We start from the raw sequence: 19620 nt of genomic DNA, 5'->3' as shown, positions 1-19620 counted from the left end.
TAAGCTCGCAGCATTCTATTACTTTGTTTTAAAACGTATTAATCATCATAAAAATGACTTATGTGTGGTAAAAATTTACTATAATACGTTATAGAACGAACAAGGAGAGGGCTTACTAATGAATCATCGATTCTCAAGCATGAGATATTTTTTTATTTTCTATTGGCTAGCATGGCCATTGTCTGCTCAAGATTTATTACAGCGTGACTATTCTGATTATCTACTCTCACTCTCACTTGAAGAGTTAATGTCAACCACGATTACCACCGCATCCAGACGCAAAGAACATATCAAAGATACACCTTCAACCGTAGTCGTTATCACCAAACAACAGATTTTAACTCGCCGTTACATCAATTTGGCTGATTTATTAAGAGATTTACCGGGGGTTGATATTCAAAAGGTCAGCGATGAAACCCGCTATAACAACATCACCTTACGCGGCCATTTGGGCAACAATAAATTTTTAATTTTACAAGATGGGATTCGAATTGATTCGCCTACAGGTGAGATTATTCCCGTTGCTGATAATTTTCCTTTGTATTATGCCAAGCAAGTTGAAATCGTATATGGGCCTGCAGCGGCCTTGTATGGTGCGGATGCGTTTGGCGGCGTGGTGAATATTATTACTGAGGATGGTGATAGTGTTAACGGTGTTGAATTATCTACCACTTGGGCTTCTCATGGCTATCGTTATCATCATGCCCGTGCAGGCGGCTACTTGAATGAGAATTTTAAATTGGCTTTGGGTGGACATATTCATCAAGCTGATAATGCGGATTTATCTCAATATTATCCAGAAGCCTATGCCAAAACCGATGCAACCACTTTTTCAGGCAATGTAGTGATACCTGCAAGCGAACGTGAAGATTATTATGCTGCAACGGAAAGTCGTAGTGCATACGCCAAATTAGAAATTCTTAAAAATCTGACCATTGGGTTTAATTACGGTCATTTTCTCAGTCCCAGTAGCACGGGAGATACCCCAAAAGCCACTTTATATGATCCTAATGCTATTTGGGAAACGGAACTAACATCTGTTTATAGTAAATATCATTTTGATTTTGAACGTTTATCAGGTGATACTACGTTGCACTACAGCACTTATGAGGTTTTACCTAGCTCACGATTTAATAATATTTTTACAGATTTTCAAGATGGTTATAAATATGCCAAAGGTCGAAAACGCAGTGTTGAACAGCAATTTATTTATTTGTTACATGAAAAACATGATTTAGTTGCAGGCTTAGGTTTTGATGATTATTACTCGTTGCCGCGCACCGCTGATTTATCTTCGGCCTTTGTACCATCCACGCCTTATAGTCAACAAAACTTATACTATGTTGGGACGGATGATACCTTACCTATCCAATTTTTAGACACGGAATACACCAATAAGTCATTGTATTTACAGTTGCAATCGCATTGGAGTGAAATATTATCGTCCACTTTGGGTGTACGTTATGATGATAGTTCAAGTTATGGCAGCACGGTAAACCCACGTTTGGGCATAGTATATCAACCAGAACAAGATACAACGGTTAAGCTTTTGTATGGTCGGGGATTCCGCGCTCCATCTCCACATGAAAGTTACAGCGTTTATGGTACATTTTCTGGGGTTAAAAATGAACGTGGGGAATATGTCAGCAGCTTTTTCCGAGTGTTAAACCCTAATTTACAACCTGAAGAAGTCAGTAGCTGGGAATTCAATGTGTTTCATCAATTTACCCATGATTTGAATTTTTCAATTAGTGGCTATTCTTCAAAGGTAACAGGGCTTGTTGCTACCAGTCCAACCCAGCAAAATCCTGTGCAGTTTATTCCCGGTGGCTATATTGAGGCAGGTAATTTTCAAGCAAATTTGGAAACAGAACGCCATTATGGCTTAGACCTTGATTTGCAGTATCAACGTTATTTCGGCAACAATATCTCAGGTAGTTTCTGGGCAAATTACAGCTATATTACGGGTGAGGTTATGGGACGTAATAATGTTAAACGTGATTTACCTTATATTGCTGAGCACAAATTAAAGCTGGGCGCGACTTTTACTTATCAGCAACGTTATTTTTTTACCCCGAAAATTTACTTAATTGACCAAACCGTTTCTAATAAGCCAGACCCAAATCAACCGAGCAAGTGGCTTACTTCTCCGGGTTATGTGGTGATGGATTTACATTTTGGGGCAATAGAGGTGTGGGATCAATTGTCTGTATTCGTGGATATTCATAATGTTTTTGATACACGTTATTACAATGCAGGGAGTATCACTCAAAATTCAACCTTTCTGGCCAATCCACAACAACCAAGAAGTATTGGTTTAACTTTGAAGTATCGCTTTTAAGCGCGAGAATCTTAGTTTGTTAGGATTGCTCATCATCAGATGATAAGCAGTTCTAAGAACTGATTCATTGTTGGTTTAATTATAAAAAGACTCTGTTGTATAACGCTGAATTTTTATAGAATCTGACCAATAATCAGTGGGTAAACCTGCTTTGCGTTTGAGCTGATATAAAAAATCTTGAGGATGAGGCTGTGATTTCCATATTATAGGCAAAAACATGCTTTTATAACTTTTATCTTCTAATACCAAACCATCAATATTAGGTCGTAATTGACGTATTAAATCGTGCTCAGAATCAAATTGCATCGGCTCAAGTTCACTTAAAATTGCGATATGTACGCTCAGTAGCGCGTATTCTCTGGATTGCAACACAGTGAAATGAGGGTCATCAAAAGCCGCAGCATAAGCATGACAGGCCACCTCTTCAATTAGAGACTGATTCGCAACCAATGCACCAATACATCCACGTAAATTATGTTGAATTTCCAAAGTAACAAAACAGGCTTTAATCACCCGTAATTCTGCTGGATACTCAGATAGGTTTACATTAGGTGGGTGTCCTTGTTCTAAACCCTGCTTAATAGAAGCCCGTGCGGTTTGTAGTAGAATTTTATGATGTTCATTACTTAAAGACATAATACCAACCTAATTTTAATTTGCGCCAATTGCAATCCAGTTTTCAAACGGCATTCCAATTTCGCTACATTGACTTAAATCTGAAAGATGAATAAAAATATAAGAGCACTGATGAAACCTAGCATAATAATGCACTATAATTAATTGACACCAAATAATATCAACTATAGTCATTTTATTCTAAGATGATACGGGCTGGCAGTCCTTGATTTTAAAAATAATTGATATCTAAAGTTTTATAGGACTGCCAGTCCTAATACCCAAAACAAAATTGGCTATAGTAATTATGACAGAGAAGTACAAAAAATAAAAAGGCCACTAACGTCTAATCGGTTAATGGCCTCAAAGAAAAAAAATAAAAATTAGCTTTTTAAGACCCACCATTGATAACAATGGTCAAGCCTTTAGTATTGATTAAAAGCTTTGAAATTTATTTTTTGGCATCTTTTACTTCAGTGTATTCCGCATCAACAACATCTTCGCCTGTGGCACTGCCACCCGCTTGTGCTGCTTGAGCGGCATCAGTAAAGCCTTCAGGTGCCTCTCCTGCTGGATTATCACCATACGCTTGTTGTGCGATGCGGCTAGAGATTTCAACCAAAGCTTGAGTTTTTGCTTCAATATCGTCTTTGTCTTCAGTTTTCACTGCTTCACGTAAGCTTGCAACCGCTGCTTCTGCTGCGGATTTGTCTTCATCAGAGACTTTTTCTGCTAAATCTTTCACTGATTTTTCAGTGGCATGAATCATTTGGTCAGCGGAGTTGCGTGCTGTTGCTAATTCTTGGAATTTCTTATCTTCGGCTGCATGTTCTTCCGCATCTTGAACCATACGATCAATTTCACCATCAGTTAAACCACTAGATGCTTTAATTTCGATCTTCTGTTCTTTGCCTGTCGCTTTATCTTTCGCAGATACGTGCAAGATACCATTGGCATCAATATCAAAAGCCACTTCAATTTGAGGCACACCGCGTGGAGCGGGTGGAATACCTGTTAAGTCAAATTTTTCTAGCGATTTATTCGCTGAGGCAACTTCACGTTCACCTTGTAATATATGTACGGTTACCGCAGTTTGATTATCGTCCGCCGTTGAGAAGATTTGTGATGTTTTAGTCGGAATGGTGGTGTTTTTAGGAATCAATTTAGTCATCACACCGCCCATTGTTTCAATACCTAATGACAATGGAGAAACATCTAACAATAATACATCTTTCACATCACCAGATAACACTGCGCCTTGAATCGCTGCACCAATCGCAACTGCTTCATCAGGGTTCACGTCTTTACGAGGTTCTTTGCCGAATAAAGCTTTAACCGCGTCTTGTACTTTAGGCATACGAGACTGACCGCCAACCAAAATCACGTCATCGATTTCGCTTGCAGATAAGCCCGCATCTTTCAACGCAGTACGACATGGAGTTAAAGTACGATCAACTAAATCTTCGACCAAAGATTCTAATTTAGCGCGATTTAATTTGATGTTTAAATGTTTAGGCCCTGACGCATCAGCAGTGATGTAAGGTAAGTTGATGTCAGTTTGAGTGCCTGATGATAATTCAATTTTGGCTTTTTCAGCGGCTTCTTTCAAACGTTGCAATGCTAATGGATCATTTTTCAAATCAACGCTAGATTCTTTCTTAAATTCTTCAACCAAGAAATCAATAATACGTAAGTCGAAATCTTCACCACCTAGAAAAGTATCACCATTGGTTGATAATACTTCAAATTGGTGTTCACCATCGATTTCAGCAATTTCAATAATAGATACGTCAAATGTACCGCCACCTAAGTCATATACGGCAATTTTAGAGTCGCCTGCATTCTTATCCATGCCATAAGCCAATGATGCTGCTGTTGGTTCATTGATAATACGTTTTACGTCTAAGCCCGCGATACGGCCTGCATCTTTTGTGGCTTGACGTTGTGAATCATTGAAGTAAGCAGGTACAGTAATCACCGCTTCAGTCACTTCTTCACCTAAGAAATCTTCAGCAGTTTTTTTCATTTTCATTAAGACACGGGCTGAAACTTCAGGCGGGGCCATTTTATTATCTCTTACACCAACCCACGCATCACCATTGTCCGCTTTTACGATTTTATAAGGCACCATATTAATATCGCGTTGAACGATTTGGTCGGCAAATTTACGACCGATTAAACGTTTTACGGCGAATAATGTGTTGCTTGGATTTGTCACTGCTTGGCGTTTTGCAGATTGACCAACTAAGACTTCGTCATCATTGGTAAATGCAACAACTGAAGGGGTTGTACGTGCACCTTCGCTGTTTTCAATCACACGAGGATTTTTGCCTTCAAGGATTGCGACACATGAGTTAGTCGTTCCTAAATCAATACCAATAATTCTAGCCATTGTTTACTCCTTAGTAAGTTGTTCTTTTCTGCCATGATTAGTTGAGGGTTAAAAGCTGTATTTCAAGCGGTTTTTCAGCTTTATTTCATGGCGTTATATTGTTATTCAGTTTTCTTGAGGGCAAAACGCCCTTCTACTATTAAGCTTGCTTTGCCACCACAACCTGAGCTGGACGTAATAACCGCTCATTGAGGTGGTAACCTTTACGGTGCACAATCACAACGGTATTGTCTTCCATATCTGGAATGGGTTGCATTGCCATTGCTTCGTGCCAATCAGGGTCAAATTTTTGTTCATGAGGATTAATTTCTACAATCCCAAATTTATTTAACACATTAATAAAGGCTTTATCTGTGAGATTCATGCCTTCAATTACGGTATTAACTTGCATATTTGGTTTGCTGGCAGCTTCAATACCCATTTCAAGATTATCCCGAATAGGAAGCAATTCATTAACAAACTTTTCTAGGGCGAACTTACGCGCATTTTCAACATCACGTTCAGTGCGTTTTTGTAAGTTTTCATATTCTGCTTTTTGGCGTACTAATGCTTCCCAGTTATCTTGGGCTTTTTTCTCAGCCGCTGCGAGTTTAGCTTCAGCTTCAATTAATTTAGCTTTTAAGCTTAATTCTGAAACCTCTTCTGGCTCAACTTGTTCTTCTTGTGTTTCAGTATTATCTGTGTCAGTTGCTTCGGCTTTTTCTGGCTCTGCTACTTCAGTTTGTTGTTCCTCGACTATTGTTTCAGCTTGTTCTTGTGTTTTTTCTTCAGTTTCTGATTGCGCAGAATGTGTCATATTGACTCCCAAAAGTATCGAAATCTGGATTTATTTACCTAGAATATTTAAGAGATTTTTTATGGGGATAAATAGATTTGATTCAAGAGTTATCGGTGAAAATAAATAATTGGTTTTGTAGCAATAAGGATTTTTAATCTTTATTTTTGAGCTTCACATTTTAGCTTTGTTCCTAAGTGTTCATTGATTAAACCGCAAGTCGTAGAAAAGCTGGCAATCGTCCAAATAGAGAACACAATAATAATGCTAAACACAGCCCATCTAACCAGAATAATAAAAAGTTGTACTAGGTCTTTATATAGTGCTGCCAGAATTTTAGGCAAATAGTAAAATAAAACAACACTTGCAATGAGAATGCAAATAACAATAAATACTTCAATAGGATGGCCTAGTAAATAATTTTTTAAACCATCCACTACTCCTTTAATTAATTCAATAACTTGTGTTAATGCTTGAGTGAAATCTTCTTGCATCCAATCAACCTTTATGGATTTCTCATTGGCCTAAATACTGTGAGTTATGTGAAAAAGCAATATAGCATACCATAATGATTTTTATTGACCCAATGATCTATTTAGAGCTTTATGAAGGAGTAGGAACGACTAGGCAGCAAGTATATGCAATTGTAACAATCCTATAAAAGTAGCCACACGATATGATGTGCGCCGATTTATTTTTCATACCTGAATTTAGTAATAATCATGTAAATAGGGATATTTGCTAAAATTGCCCCTATTTCTATCACTTATATTGCCATCAATAAATACAGAAAAAAGCAGCGAGTGATTAACAATACTCAATCTGCTTTCATGCTACTGACAGTTAATTTTCAAGCTTTTGCTTTAAACTTTTCAGTTCTTCATGTTCAGCATCAATAGTTAAACCACGGTCAACAAGGGAAATAGCTGAGCTCTTGCGACCTTGAGCCTTGCGTTTTAAAGCCAAGTTGTAATAACGGGTTGCCAAAGCTTTAATTGCTTGCTTGGCATTGACGCTTTCGGGATTCATTTTCAACATGGTTTTATAGGTTTGATATGCACTGTCATTTTCTGGGGTGGTGAATTTTTTCCGTGCAATTTGTTTATCAGCAATTTTTAACATCCGCTGTTCAACATTGGCTAAACTGGCTTGAGTCAGCTCATGTTGAGGCGCTGTATTATACATCAATCGCGCATTAACATAGGCATTGTCATTTTTGGGCTTGAGAATATTATTGCGTTCTAAATGAATATCGACTCGTGTTTTCAATGCAAGCAAAATATCTTTTAATAAAGCCACTGTACCTTCATGTTCAGGCGCAAGTTTTTCTAAGCGTTGATAAACAACCATTGCATTACGTTTTGCAGGATAAGCAATCCAACCTTCTTTTAAATTTTTCTTAGCTTCAGTCTGATACCAATTTACGATGTTGGTTAATACTTCATTGGCTTTTTGCTCATCCAATTTTTTTAACGCCTGATAGCTTGCATAAGCATTATCACCCTCAGGTCTAGTCAAACGTAAACGGCGTAACTGCACTTTGGCTTTAGACATTAATTTTTTGACTTGGGCTTGTTGCTGTGGCGTTAGCTCTGCGGCAGGCTGCTCAGGTTTTGCTTCTTCTGTTGTGGATTTTGGTTTGCCAACGTTGGGCATTTCATGTGGTAATGCGGTGGTGACTGCCACTTCTGACAATGATGTTTTTGGAGCAGTAGACTTAGCTTCTGGGATCGATGGCTTAGTTTCTGATTTGGTCTCAGTTGCAGCAACTGTATTTTCGACTACAGGCTGGTTAACTTCTGGTTTAGATGGTGTTGTTTCTACAGTTTGTTCGGCTGTTTTCGGTTTGGTGCTTGCAACGACTTCAGCAACGGGCTTAGTCTTCTCTGAATTTGAATCAGTGACTTTAGCATCAGAGGTTTTTTCTGATTCAGAACCTTCCTCAGAAGTCACAATCACAACCTTATCGCTAACAGGCTTTGTTGGTGGTTCAGGAATTTGCTTGCTTATTTCTGTCGTGTCGATTTTATCATCAGTAATATTGGCCGTTTTAATCGGTTCTGATGTCGTTGTAGGCTCTGATTTAGCCATTAATCCAGCTATTTGCTGTTGTACTTTTGTTACTAATGGCTGTACATGAGGCTGAATTTGTGGATAAAAATAATAACCACCACCGCCTAGTAATGCTAAAAAAAATAGCCCAAAAAACCACCCTGTACCTGAACTTTGCTCGCCTGAGAGCTGCACTCGTTCTTTTAAGTAAGGGTCTGTAATTTTCATTTTTTGATTTCGTCTCATCATTCCAGAATGTCCAATGCCAGTCGCTTATCGTCTAATGGACTATTATAAAGCAATTGACAAGAGCATCGCTACAAAGATTGATGAATAACAACGGATATAACTCATTTATGCTCTTAACAAAAGTCCATATTTGAGAAAAATGAATCATTGCCGCAATTCCCAGCCTGACGTTTCAGATTTTGAACTCAGATCAGTTATTTAAAATTTAAACTAGAATGTGCCGTGTTTCTGCACTAGAGTTTATCAAATTACCCCAGATATTGACTGAGGAAAAGCATCGCATCATGGAGACAATTTTGCGTATTGATTTTGAAATGAGTAAAATTAAGCGTTTTTGCAAGTTTGGTAAGCATTAATGGCAACAATCTTAGTGACAGGAGTTGCGGGTTTTATTGGCTCAGCACTGGCACAACGCCTATTAAAACGTGGTGACACTGTTTATGGCATAGACAATTTAAATGACTATTATGCTGTTGAATTGAAAAAAGCACGCCTTGCTCGTTTAACATCATCGGCACAATTCCATTTCCAGCTTCTCGATATTACTGATAGAGTGGCAATGCATGCATTGTTTGAACAGCATCAATTTGATGTGGTGGTAAATCTTGCAGCACAAGCAGGGGTTCGTTATTCAATCGATCATCCTGAGTTCTATTTTGATACCAATTTAACAGGGTTTGGACATATTTTAGAAGGCTGTCGCCAAACTCATGTAAAACACCTTGTATTTGCTTCATCCAGCTCGGTTTATGGTGCAAATGTAAAACAACCTTTTAGCGAATCCGATAGCGTTGACCATCCTATTTCCCTATATGCTGCCACTAAAAAAGCCAATGAATTGATGGCACATAGTTATGCACATTTGTATGATTTAGCCTGTACAGGTTTACGATTCTTTACGGTGTATGGCCCTTGGATGCGTCCTGATATGGCATTGTTTAAATTCGCAAATTTGATGACAGAAGGGAAAGCCATTCCTGTTTATAATCATGGTGAAATGGTGCGAGATTTTACTTATATTGATGATATTATCGATGGGGTTGAACACGTTATTGACAAGCCCGCTCAAAAAGATACCGACTGGAATCCGCTTCAACCCACACCCTCTAGCAGCCAAGCACCCTATCGAATTTATAATATAGGTTGTAGCCGCGCAGTGAGCCTAATGTATTATATCGAACTATTAGAAAAGCACTTAGGCATCAAAGCAAAACTGGATTTACAACCCTTACAAGCAGGTGATGTATTGAAAACCTTTGCAGATACCCGTTTATTACAACAAGATTTTGACTATTCAGCAATAACCTCCGTTGAATATGGTGTCGCCCAATTTGCCGCATGGTATAAAAGCTTTTACCCTCAATCCTAAGTCGTTTCGATTTAAAAGGTAATTGTATTATAATCAACATAACTTCCAGACTGACGCATGAATACTGGTATTTTGAAGGAGAAACAGTGTGATACAGAATGACATTATCCGCTTAATTGTGATTGAGGAATCTGCCAACGATGCTGAGGTCATTCTGAATCGACTACGCAAAGCCCGTTTTCCTATCCGCCCGAAACACATTGAAGACGATGAAGATTTGCAAGATGCTTTGGCACAGCAAGAATGGGATTTAATCATTACTGTGCCACGGATTGGCGATCCTGAGATTTATGAACTCACTGCCACCACGGTATGTGAAATTGTCCAAACCGCGAAACAAGATATTCCCATTATTGTGATTACAGATGCTTTGGATGGGAAAGTAATTGCTGAAGCGTTGGCCGCAGGTGCAAAACAAGTTGTGCCGGACAGCCCCGAAACTTGTTTACAAACCGTGGTTGGCTTAGAGCTAGAAAATCTGGCGGAACGTCGTAAGCGTCGTCAATTAGAACAATTGTACAAAGAAGGCCAAAAACATAACAAAATGTTATTGGAGACTTCACGTGATGCAATTTCCTATGTTCATGATGGTATGCACATCCATGCAAATCCCAGCTATTTAGATATGTTTGGCTATAAAAAGTTGGACGATATGGAAGGCGTGCCAATTATGGATTTAGTCTCCATGAATGACCAAGCTAATTTTAAAGAATTCATGCGGGATTTTATGGCTGATACTAAGGAAGAAGAACGCAATATTAACTTAGAAGGCCTTAAATCCAATAACAAACGCTTTAAATTTAAAATGGAAGTTAGTCACGCGCGTTATGATAGCGAGCCTTGTATTCAAGTTATTATTCGTGACCAATCCCAAAGTGAAGAACTGGAACGCCAGTTAAAAGAAGTCAGTCGCCGCGACCAGCTAACAGGTTTATTTAATCGGCAACATTTCCTTTTATTACTTGAAAAAGCCTTAGCCAAAGCCATGGCTGAACATGTACGCAGCGTGTTGCTATATGTGATGATTGATGATTTTGTTTCGATTCGTGACCGTGTTGGAGTCGGTGGTGCTGACCCTGTGATTCAAAACATTGGCAAACTTTTGAAGAAAGTCGGTGATGGCGGTAGTGTTGCACGATTTAACGACAGTGCTTTTACGATTTTGATTCCTGATAAAGATGTAAAGTATGCAGGTGCATTAGCCCAGAAAATTTGTAAAGTGGTCGAATCTCAAGTGACTGAAATTGGCAATCAAACTTTAGTCGCCACTTGTAGTGTCGGTATTGCACTGGTTTTAGCGTCCTCAGCAACACCGCAGGGGGTTTTAAGTGATGCACATGCAGCATGTACCGAAATGATGAAAAAAGGCGGCAATGGCTTTAACGTATACAAAGCTGTCGTGAATAAAAGCGGTGCGGATAAAGAGCATAAAAACAGTAATGTGGCCAAATTGATTGAGACCGCATTTGATGAAAATCGTTTGTCGTTACGCTTTCAACCGATTGTCAGTTTGCATGATGATACCCAAGCCATTTATGAAGTGTTCTTACGGATGCAAGATGCTGACGGCCAAAACGTGCCCACCGCAGACTTATTCGATGCTGCTGAACAAGCAAATATGGTCACTGATTTAGATAAGTGGGTATTGAAAGAAAGTGTGGCCAAAATTGCTGAAAAAGAAAAACGGGGTGAGCCTACGCATTTATTTATTAAGCTGTCGGATCAGTCGATTCGAGATGAAAGTATTTTATTATTTATTCGTAAATTATTGAAAGCCGCTCAAGTACCAGGAGAACGGGTCATTGTTGAAATCAGTGAATCAAGTGCGATTAGCCAAGTAAAACTAGCCAAAGCCTTTATGACCGCTCTTAAAGCCATGAATTGCCAATCCGCCTTAGAGCATTTTGGTACAGGTTTAAATTATGAAACCACGCTGCGCCATTTGCCTGTAGATTATGTCAAAATTGATGGTTCGTTTACTAAAGGTTTGGGTACGACGGACAATGCAGAAAATCAAAAAGCGATTGAAGATATTGTTAAGAAAACCCATGAATTGGGTATGAAAACCATTGCTGAAGCGGTTGAGGATGCAAACAGTTTAACCGTACTCTGGTCGTGTGAAGTGGATTTTGCTCAAGGTCATTATATTCAAGAGCCGATTGATGATTTGATTTTTGATTTTTCAGACGAGGAATAATAAAAAAAGTACCCAACCGCTAGACCTTGCGAGGTGGGTACAATCCGTCAAAAAGGAGGAAGTTACTTATTAGTGTAGTCTTGATTCTTAGATTTTCAAGCACATTACTTGACCAATAGACTCAATGGTATAAAACACTATTTAAAAGGTTGACTTCCTTCTTTTATTTGTCACTATTGGCTGTTTTGTTCCTACTGATTATTTTCTGCCTGTTCCTGAGCCTTAAGCTCTGCCAAATATCGATAATAATCTGTCATGCTTGGCATTGAGTATCCTGGTTCAGGTGCGGTTTCTGGTACAGAAGGTTCAAGCTGTTGCTGCATCAATTCATAATCCCAAATATACACTTTTTCATTTTGTACAAAAATGACTTTTTCAGCATTAGGACTAAAACGAATATGATTAACCCCACCAAAATTTGTTGAGGTATATAAATTGGCATCGGTTGTAGCAAACAGGCCTTTTAGCTGTCCTGTTTCAACATCCCATAAACGAATCGTTTGATCGTTACTACCCGAAATCAGGGTTTTTCCATCAGGACTAAACGCAACTGTGTTGACCCAATCCCAATGCCCAGTAAATACCGCACGTTGTTGACCTGTTTCTGCATCCCAAATACTAATTGCTTTGTCATAAGAGGCTGACGCGATGAGTTTGCCATCAGGACTAAAGGTTGCCGCATTAACCCATGATGGGTGTTCATTGAATACCGCAATGGTTTCTCCCGTCTTGGCATTCCATAAACGCACTGTGGTATCAGATGAAGCCGAAACTATGCGCGTACTATCAGGGCTAAAGACAACTGAATTAACCCAATTTTCATGGGTCTTAAGTTTAAGCATCGATTGCTGTGTTGCAGTGTCCCATACCCATATCTCACTAGGTAAGGTATTAAAGCCTCCATTGTTATACCCATAAGCAGCAAGCCGTTTTCCATCAGGACTAAAGCTAAGCTTATTTTTGCCTGTATAACCTTGGTATTCTAGTTGAGTCGTATAGGTCTGAGTCAGAGCGTCAAATATTTGTATAACAGCCTTCTTATAATCATATTTGATACCCAGCAATTGGCCTGTATTGGGTTGGAATATAACAGAGCTGAAACTATCGTTGACCTCAATGTTACTGAATTCTTGCCCTGTGGTTATATCCCACTGTCGTAATGTGCCATCCTTTAATTTTGCTGCGATGATGTTGCCATCAGGACTTAATGTGTAGTCCTGCGCATCTAAACTTTGCTCTTTGGGCATTCTTTTTAGCTCATCTAATTCAGACATATCCCAAAGCAAAATATCATTATTTTTATTAACGCCAGCTAAGATGTGTCCCTGCTGATTTAATTGAGTATCGCACCCACTGCCTGAATAATAATAATATGAATTGGGATAGGAACAACGAAACTGAAGCAATTTGATTCTTTGTTTCATATCCCAAATCGATACTTGGCGACCATCATCAAAAACCAAACGTTGCTTATTCGCATTAAACTGTAGGAATTGAATATCACTGAGTGTACTCGCATCTAAATCCACTAATTTGGTATAATTGCTTGTATCCCAAATATAAATAGTTTCATTCAATATCTCTTGATTATTATAATCATCAGAAAACACCAGCAAGGTATTTGAAATAAACAGAATGTGGCCAATCTTTTTCTCATGATGGAGTTCTGCAATGTTTTGAGCTGTTTCAATATCCCATATTTGTACATTTTTTTGGCGGAAACTCGGTATAACAGCTACTTGTTTCCCGTCTGGACTCAATTCCAAGCCTCTCATTTCCCGTCCATTATTGTTTAAGGCTAGTATGTTTTGGTTTGTTGCAACATCCCAAATATAAATCATATCATCACCTGAAATAGTGGCTAACTTCGTCCCATCAAAGCTGAATTTAAGCACTTTACCACCATTTTCATGTCCCTTTAGCTCAGCTATTTGTTGACCTGTTGTCACATCCCATAAACGTACAACAGTATCACCATATCTTGGATAGAACGCTGGCTCTCCTGCGGATGACGCAATTGTTTTACCATCAGGGCTAAATAGAATATGAGTCACTTGTGCTGTATGTCCTGTTAAGTAAAATGAGGCCTTGCCTGTTGTCATATCCCATAGTTGTATCGCATTTTTATAAGCCCCAAAAGCCAGTATTGTTCCATCAGGGCTAAAGCTGATTGGCATATTAGATATGTAACCTTCAATTTCGGCTATTTGCTTACCTGATTCAATATTCCAAATTTTTATCTTTCTATTTGGGTGAGTTGTTACCAAGGTTCGACTATCAGGGCTAAATAAATGGGTATGAATAGAATCAGCCTGTTGGATGATATTTTGAGCAATCTTTATGGGTTCTGAAGCTGTTGGGATATCAATAGGAGTAAAATGGGTTGCAAAAACTTCAGGTATAGAGTGTGGTTGCAGAAAAACATCAGACTGTATTCGCAGTTGTACTTGTTGCTCTTGTGTATTTAAAGTGATGAATTGTCCATCTTGTGTTTGTACGATTTGTTCAGATGGCATCACAATATTATTGATGGGTTGAATAGCTAATGCCGGTAATATTGAGGGGGCTTTTAAAGCACATTCTCTTTGTAATGGGATAACAGATAAATCCCAAAACTTGGTGTAATAACGTTCATTAACAACAGCAATTGTATTATCATGCGTGAGTATGGCTTGAGAACCCCCGCTATTTTCTAGCCGAGCAACTTCTTTACCACCTGTTTTAATATCCCAAAACTGGATCGCTGTAGAAGTTTTTGAAATCAGCAATGTTTCTTCTTTGTTAAATTGCAACATATCAATATCATTGCCATAAGCATCACCCATGACTGATAATTGAGCAACCTCAAGACCAGTTAAAATATTCCAGATATATATCTTATTTTGATTCTGAGCAGTGGCAATCATGTATTCACTATCAGGGCTGAACTGAAATAATGATAAATCAGAATTAATTTTAAAATAATTAACAAGCTGCTTCGTATTAATATCCCATATATAAATAAATCGAGCTTTAGAAACTGTTGCTAAATATTTCTCATTGGGATCCAATCTTATTCTGCTATAGCTATCTACATGTTGCTGTAAATCTAGGGTTTTGACTTCTTTAGCTTTTTCAATATCCCAAAACCGTATCGTGTTATCCACCGCTTTAATAGCAAGTTGTTTGTTATCATGGCTAAAAGAAAAAACGTTTTCTTTGTATAATGTGTCATCAAATTTGATAGTTTGATTCTTACTTATATCCCATAATAATAAACTGTCATTTTTCCCATTATAAACAATAATATATTTTCCATCAGGCGAAAAAATAGCTCTAATAAAGTTTTTTGTACTAGGCAATGTTAACTTCCTAAGGTTTTTCCCCGTTACCGTATCCCAAACTTGTAGTATTTTGTCATCCTTATAATGGCCAGAATTTGTGAGTAAATATTGACCATTATTACTTAAACGAGCAAATATAAGACGTTCTGTTTCAATTGTTATTTCTTCAAAAACAGCAGGATATGTTATATTTTGAGGAGTATTTTGTACAGCGAATTGTTGGGTCGCTAACTCATGGTTATTGGTATAAATTGAATCATTAGGATTAATTTGAGAGGCTTGCTCATAGCTCAAAGCAGCATGTTGATAACAACCCAAAGCATATAGTGATTGGCCTAAATTATTCCATGCTTGATCCAAATTGCCGTTCAATTCCAATGCCTGTGCATAAGATTGCATTGAGCTGTCATATTGTTCTAAATAATACTCAGCTAAGCCTTTGTTATACAATGCACCTGTCAATGTTGGATCAGCTTCTAACGCTTTATTGTAATTAGCGATTGCTTGTTCATAATTTCCAGCTTCTAATTGCGTTGTTGCTTGATTTGCCCAATAACTAGCATTTTGACCTTCAATCATATTTAACGCATCTTGTTCAATTTGAACTGCCTGAATTTCCCCTGCTGCATTAATATAATCGAGACCCAGTATCGGTTTTGATGCACCTAAGTTGCCATAGCTTTCGCCAAATAGCACCGACAGATCAACCGTAGCTGCTTGAGTTAAATTAAAATAGACGTAGCCCACTTGAGCTGAATTTGGTTCAATCCAGCCGCTGCTTGAGCAACAACTCATATCATTGGCTTGTAATAAAATTCCAACATAAGCAGCTTCGCTCTCACTTAGGTTTGAGAGACTGACTTGATAATCACCCGCTGCCAACTCACCTGAGACATAGGTTTGCCCTGAGGTGTTTGCAACAGGTCTGTCAATTGTAAAGTATTGTTTTTTTTGATATTGCTTGATTGCTGCTGCAATTGGTTGACTGCCTTCTGTGTAGTTATAAAAGCTGAAATGAACCGTTTGAGGTTTTGAGAGCGTGAATGTTATTTGACTGGATGTTTGTTCAGCAGGTTTAAGCACTGAGCCAAATCCAATACTTGCAGCCTCAAGTTGAGGTGTAGATTTAGGTATGATTGACAAGCCCCAAATCCCAGCGATGCCCGCACGATCTAAACTGACTTTTGCTACATACGAACCTGCTTGTTGTAGTTTAATGCTGTAGTCACATTGGTTGTTGTTACAGGTTTCAGCTTGGGCGAAGCTGGTGATGAGATAGACGCACAGATAGCTGAAAAATAGCCATCGTTTCCTATTGTGAGTAAACATGAAATACTCCAAAATTCTTTGACAAATATTAAGGAGATTAGCAGAGGATTTGAGATTTACAATCTTAAGCAGCAAAAAGTATCCAGCAAGGATTTAAATAAACACTGGCAATTTCAATGTTGAATCCGTATTTTTAAATTTGGTTCAGACATTTTTCGCGTAATTTGTAGCCCGTGAGTTTAATCAGCTCTTTTGCAATTTTTTTATGTTTTAAAGCGGCTTTTTCGTTGTTCATTGCACGTTCACATTTGTTCATGGCAATGTGCCAATCGACCGCATACAATTTCATATCACCACGTTGGATAATACATTCTGCTTCGTCAAGGTCACGTTTGGCATCATTCCAGTTTTGTTGTTGTAAATGGAAGTTTGCGCGGTCGATTAGGAACATGGGAAAGTATTGAATTCTTCCTGCCTTACGTAATACAGTAATTGCTTGATTAAATTGGTCATTTGCTTTTTCTTGCTCTTCTAATATATGATGACAGTGTGCTAGCATAAGCTGGTTTAGAGCATTACTGAATACAAATAATCCTTGTTGCTCTGTGAGGATTTCAGATGATTTCTTTCCAAAATTTAATATCTGTCTAATTTCATAGGTATTTTCAGTTTGGTGTAGCAAAAAAGAATAGTGATAGTAACTAGATAATGAGTATTGTTGACCTTGAATTTGTTGAGCTACTGCTTGAAAATAATTAAACGCATCGCCTATAGAGTTTTGATAATATAAACAAATGGTAAGCAGGCAGTAACTACTTATTTCTTCAAACAGGTTTCTTGCTTTTTTTGCATACTTGGCAGCTTTTCTTGCAGCAGCTTCAGCTTCAGTTAATTTTCCTAAAAATAGATATATAGTTGCCAAATTTTGAGCTGATATTGAGGCATCTTCCCACTCTCCTAGGTTTATACGCAATGCTAGATTTATTTTTCTGAGCTTTAAGGCCTCAGACAACCGCCCTAATGACATAAGCTGAAATGCAGCAACTCCAAATAACCAAGCTTGGTCTCTTTGAGATAAGTTCTGTTGCATTGGGTATGACCAGTCTTGAGAAAAAAATGTTTTAACAGCTGCTAAATCTTGGCTATATGCACCAAGTTTTTTATTAGAATAAAATTCACCTTTTCGTCTAATACGAGTGCGGAATACCTCTTCCTTAGCTTTTTCATATTCTCCAGCCAAACAGCCATGCACCACAGCATGATACAAAGGTTCTAATTCTTCTAAGGTATCAGGCTGATATTTATCAGGCACAGATTGATAATACTCAAACAAAACCAAGTGAGCTTGCTTAAATAATTCTTCTTGAGAGTCCTTAAAACGCTGTCCAAAGTACTGGCGAATAATTGGATGACAATCCCAATCAATTTCAGAATTAAACAGCAAATTAGCATTTTCCAGCTTCTTAACTAAATTTTTAAACTCTAACTCTGACAACTGATTCAATGGCTGGGCAAATTCTGCTTGCTCAAATAAAACCTGTTTTTCAACCAAACCCATCGGTCTATCAAATAAACCCAATAAATACAAAAATCGTCGTTCCAAACTCCCTGCATCCCAACACTGCTCATCATAAAACTGCAACATACGCCGTGCATGACGCTCCTCAGTTCTATCACCTCGTTTTAAATGCGGCAATTGATTGCGTAAAGCGATATTACCCTGAAAATAATGCACTAATACTTTCGCTAACAAAACCAACGCCAACGCATGGCCCTTGTTATCTCGACTGGCTCTTTGTAATGCCTTATCAGTCCCTTTAACCTGCAACGATTTTAACAATTTCATTCCATTAGGATCACTCAATAAGCGTAAATCAATCTGTTTAAAACCTGCAAAACCCTTTAATTCCTCAATCGGCTGCCGCGAAGTCATCAAAATCAAACTATGAGTTGAATAACCCGTGCGTTTCACTGCCCATAAAAACTGCTGCAACGCCACATCCTTAAAATGCCCTTCCATCACATCCACACGATTTTGCAATGGCTCTAAACCATCTAAAATTAACAGGGTTTGCTCTGTAAACAATAGCTTAGCTAACAATTCACCTTTTTGCTCATCTTGCTTAGGAATCGCTTCAGCACCAAAAAACGGTAAGGCTTCTTCAAAAAAGGGCACAGATGAATTTTGGGTTTCATGCGAACCCTGATTATAAAATGACCAAGCAAAAATCTTTTTATCTTTGAAATCCTCATAACCTTTCTTAGCAAAATTAGTTAACCATTGCCGCACCAAAGTGGTTTTACCCACACCACCAAACGCAATGACCGCCACTACCTGTTTTTTAGTATGAACCGCTCGGGTAATCTGTCCAAGCTCCGAACCACGTCCAATGGTTTTATGATTCAAAGGGGGAAGTTTGGCTAAATAAGGTTGGTGAGATTCAATGACTTTGGAAACTTGATAGGTGTCTGAAATGCTAGAAATAGCTTGATTATTATCTGAACCGATATTGATGTTAGTTTCTTCTACAGACTGATGAAAATGCAATTGTACGGAAGAATCAGGCACAGATTTAGATTGTTGTTTTTGAACGGAAAAATTATAAGCAGGGGTTTCGGTGATGGGTTTTTTATTTTGAATAGGTGCATCTTTGGCAGATGATTTGTTAACGGTTTTTTGTTTGTTTTTCTTAAATGGAATGATCTCAGCCGCCACGCTCGAAAGCTTTGACACCACCATCATACCCGCAACGGCACTCACAGCAATAACCAAAATATCCATAACTGACTCTCTCTACAATTAAATTTATGAGCATTAATGCTGTTCCAAAACCTAAATCATATAGTCAATTTTGGTTTGTATGTTAGGACTGGTAGTCCTTTTATACTTTAAATATCAATCACTTTTTAAATCAAGGATTGCCAGTCCTGTATCACTTTAAACTAAACAACCACCCGCTAAAGACGGGTGGGTTAGAGGCTTGGCGGCTGAAAGCCGGGATACAGGGCGACCAAGCCCTGTTGTCATTAAAGAATTA

Annotated in this window: 10 protein-coding genes; 3 read left to right on the top strand and 7 right to left on the bottom strand. The window is 38.2% G+C overall.

The window, feature by feature from the left end; all coding sequences use genetic code 11:
• Positions 1-118: 118 nt before the first annotated feature.
• Positions 119-2341, top strand: a complete 2223-nt coding sequence (locus tag ABXH34_RS06695) for a TonB-dependent receptor plug domain-containing protein (RefSeq protein ID WP_353571094.1) — start codon at positions 119-121, stop codon at positions 2339-2341.
• Positions 2342-2416: 75 nt separating this feature from the next.
• Here ABXH34_RS06695 and amrA read toward each other — a convergent pair whose 3' ends face one another.
• The 5 genes from amrA to ABXH34_RS06670 all read right to left on the bottom strand — a co-directional run bounded on the left by amrA (position 2417) and on the right by ABXH34_RS06670 (position 8424).
• Positions 2417-2977 carry an AmmeMemoRadiSam system protein A gene (amrA, locus tag ABXH34_RS06690; protein ID WP_353571093.1) on the bottom strand — a complete coding sequence of 187 codons (561 nt, stop codon included), beginning with the start codon at positions 2975-2977 and terminating at the stop codon, positions 2417-2419.
• Positions 2978-3407: 430 nt separating this feature from the next.
• The gene (dnaK, locus tag ABXH34_RS06685; RefSeq protein WP_353571092.1) at positions 3408-5348 is read right to left on the bottom strand and encodes a molecular chaperone DnaK; all 1941 of its coding nucleotides are present in this window, start codon (positions 5346-5348) and stop codon (positions 3408-3410) included.
• A gap of 139 nt (positions 5349-5487) precedes the next feature.
• The gene (gene grpE / locus ABXH34_RS06680) at positions 5488-6144 is read right to left on the bottom strand and encodes a nucleotide exchange factor GrpE (protein WP_353571091.1); all 657 of its coding nucleotides are present in this window, start codon (positions 6142-6144) and stop codon (positions 5488-5490) included.
• 140 nt (positions 6145-6284) lie between these two features.
• On the bottom strand, positions 6285-6617 hold the full coding sequence (locus ABXH34_RS06675; protein ID WP_353571090.1) for a hypothetical protein: 333 nt from the start codon (positions 6615-6617) through the stop codon (positions 6285-6287).
• Positions 6618-6966: 349 nt separating this feature from the next.
• Positions 6967-8424: a tetratricopeptide repeat protein gene (locus ABXH34_RS06670; RefSeq protein WP_353571089.1), complete on the bottom strand. Its 1458-nt coding sequence runs from the start codon at positions 8422-8424 to the stop codon at positions 6967-6969.
• 355 nt (positions 8425-8779) lie between these two features.
• Between ABXH34_RS06670 and ABXH34_RS06665 the strand changes: the two genes are divergently transcribed.
• Positions 8780-9793, top strand: coding sequence for an SDR family NAD(P)-dependent oxidoreductase (locus ABXH34_RS06665; protein WP_353571088.1), 1014 nt, complete (start codon positions 8780-8782; stop codon positions 9791-9793).
• An 88-nt stretch (positions 9794-9881) separates the two neighbouring features.
• Entirely contained in the window at positions 9882-11990 is a 2109-nt protein-coding gene (locus ABXH34_RS06660) for a GGDEF/EAL domain-containing response regulator (protein ID WP_353571087.1), read from the top strand.
• A gap of 191 nt (positions 11991-12181) precedes the next feature.
• On the opposite strand, the gene ABXH34_RS06655 is transcribed toward ABXH34_RS06660, so the two are convergent.
• Together ABXH34_RS06655 and ABXH34_RS06650 are read right to left on the bottom strand one after the other, a co-directional pair.
• Complete coding sequence (locus ABXH34_RS06655; RefSeq protein WP_353571086.1) at positions 12182-16642, bottom strand: tetratricopeptide repeat protein; 4461 nt, start codon at positions 16640-16642, stop codon at positions 12182-12184.
• A gap of 133 nt (positions 16643-16775) precedes the next feature.
• Positions 16776-19364, bottom strand: coding sequence for a hypothetical protein (locus ABXH34_RS06650; protein WP_353571085.1), 2589 nt, complete (start codon positions 19362-19364; stop codon positions 16776-16778).
• Between the last annotated feature and the right edge of the window lie 256 nt (positions 19365-19620).

Origin of the sequence: Candidatus Albibeggiatoa sp. nov. BB20 (genome assembly GCA_016744725.1) — a bacterium.
GTDB lineage: Bacteria > Pseudomonadota > Gammaproteobacteria > Beggiatoales > Beggiatoaceae > Albibeggiatoa.
Note: the sequence above shows the minus strand (reverse complement) of the source record. Positions and strands in the feature narration are given on the sequence as shown.

Excerpts from the sequence above, each read along its gene's own strand:
- ABXH34_RS06695 (WP_353571094.1), top strand. The coding sequence starts at position 119 with ATGAATCATCGATTCTCAAGCATGAGATATTTTTTTATTTTCTATTGG.
- amrA (WP_353571093.1), bottom strand. The coding sequence starts at position 2,977 with ATGTCTTTAAGTAATGAACATCATAAAATTCTACTACAAACCGCACGG.
- dnaK (WP_353571092.1), bottom strand. The coding sequence starts at position 5,348 with ATGGCTAGAATTATTGGTATTGATTTAGGAACGACTAACTCATGTGTC.
- grpE (WP_353571091.1), bottom strand. The coding sequence starts at position 6,144 with ATGACACATTCTGCGCAATCAGAAACTGAAGAAAAAACACAAGAACAA.
- ABXH34_RS06675 (WP_353571090.1), bottom strand. The coding sequence starts at position 6,617 with ATGCAAGAAGATTTCACTCAAGCATTAACACAAGTTATTGAATTAATT.
- ABXH34_RS06670 (WP_353571089.1), bottom strand. The coding sequence starts at position 8,424 with ATGATGAGACGAAATCAAAAAATGAAAATTACAGACCCTTACTTAAAA.
- ABXH34_RS06665 (WP_353571088.1), top strand. The coding sequence starts at position 8,780 with ATGGCAACAATCTTAGTGACAGGAGTTGCGGGTTTTATTGGCTCAGCA.
- ABXH34_RS06655 (WP_353571086.1), bottom strand. The coding sequence starts at position 16,642 with ATGTTTACTCACAATAGGAAACGATGGCTATTTTTCAGCTATCTGTGC.
- ABXH34_RS06650 (WP_353571085.1), bottom strand. The coding sequence starts at position 19,364 with ATGGATATTTTGGTTATTGCTGTGAGTGCCGTTGCGGGTATGATGGTG.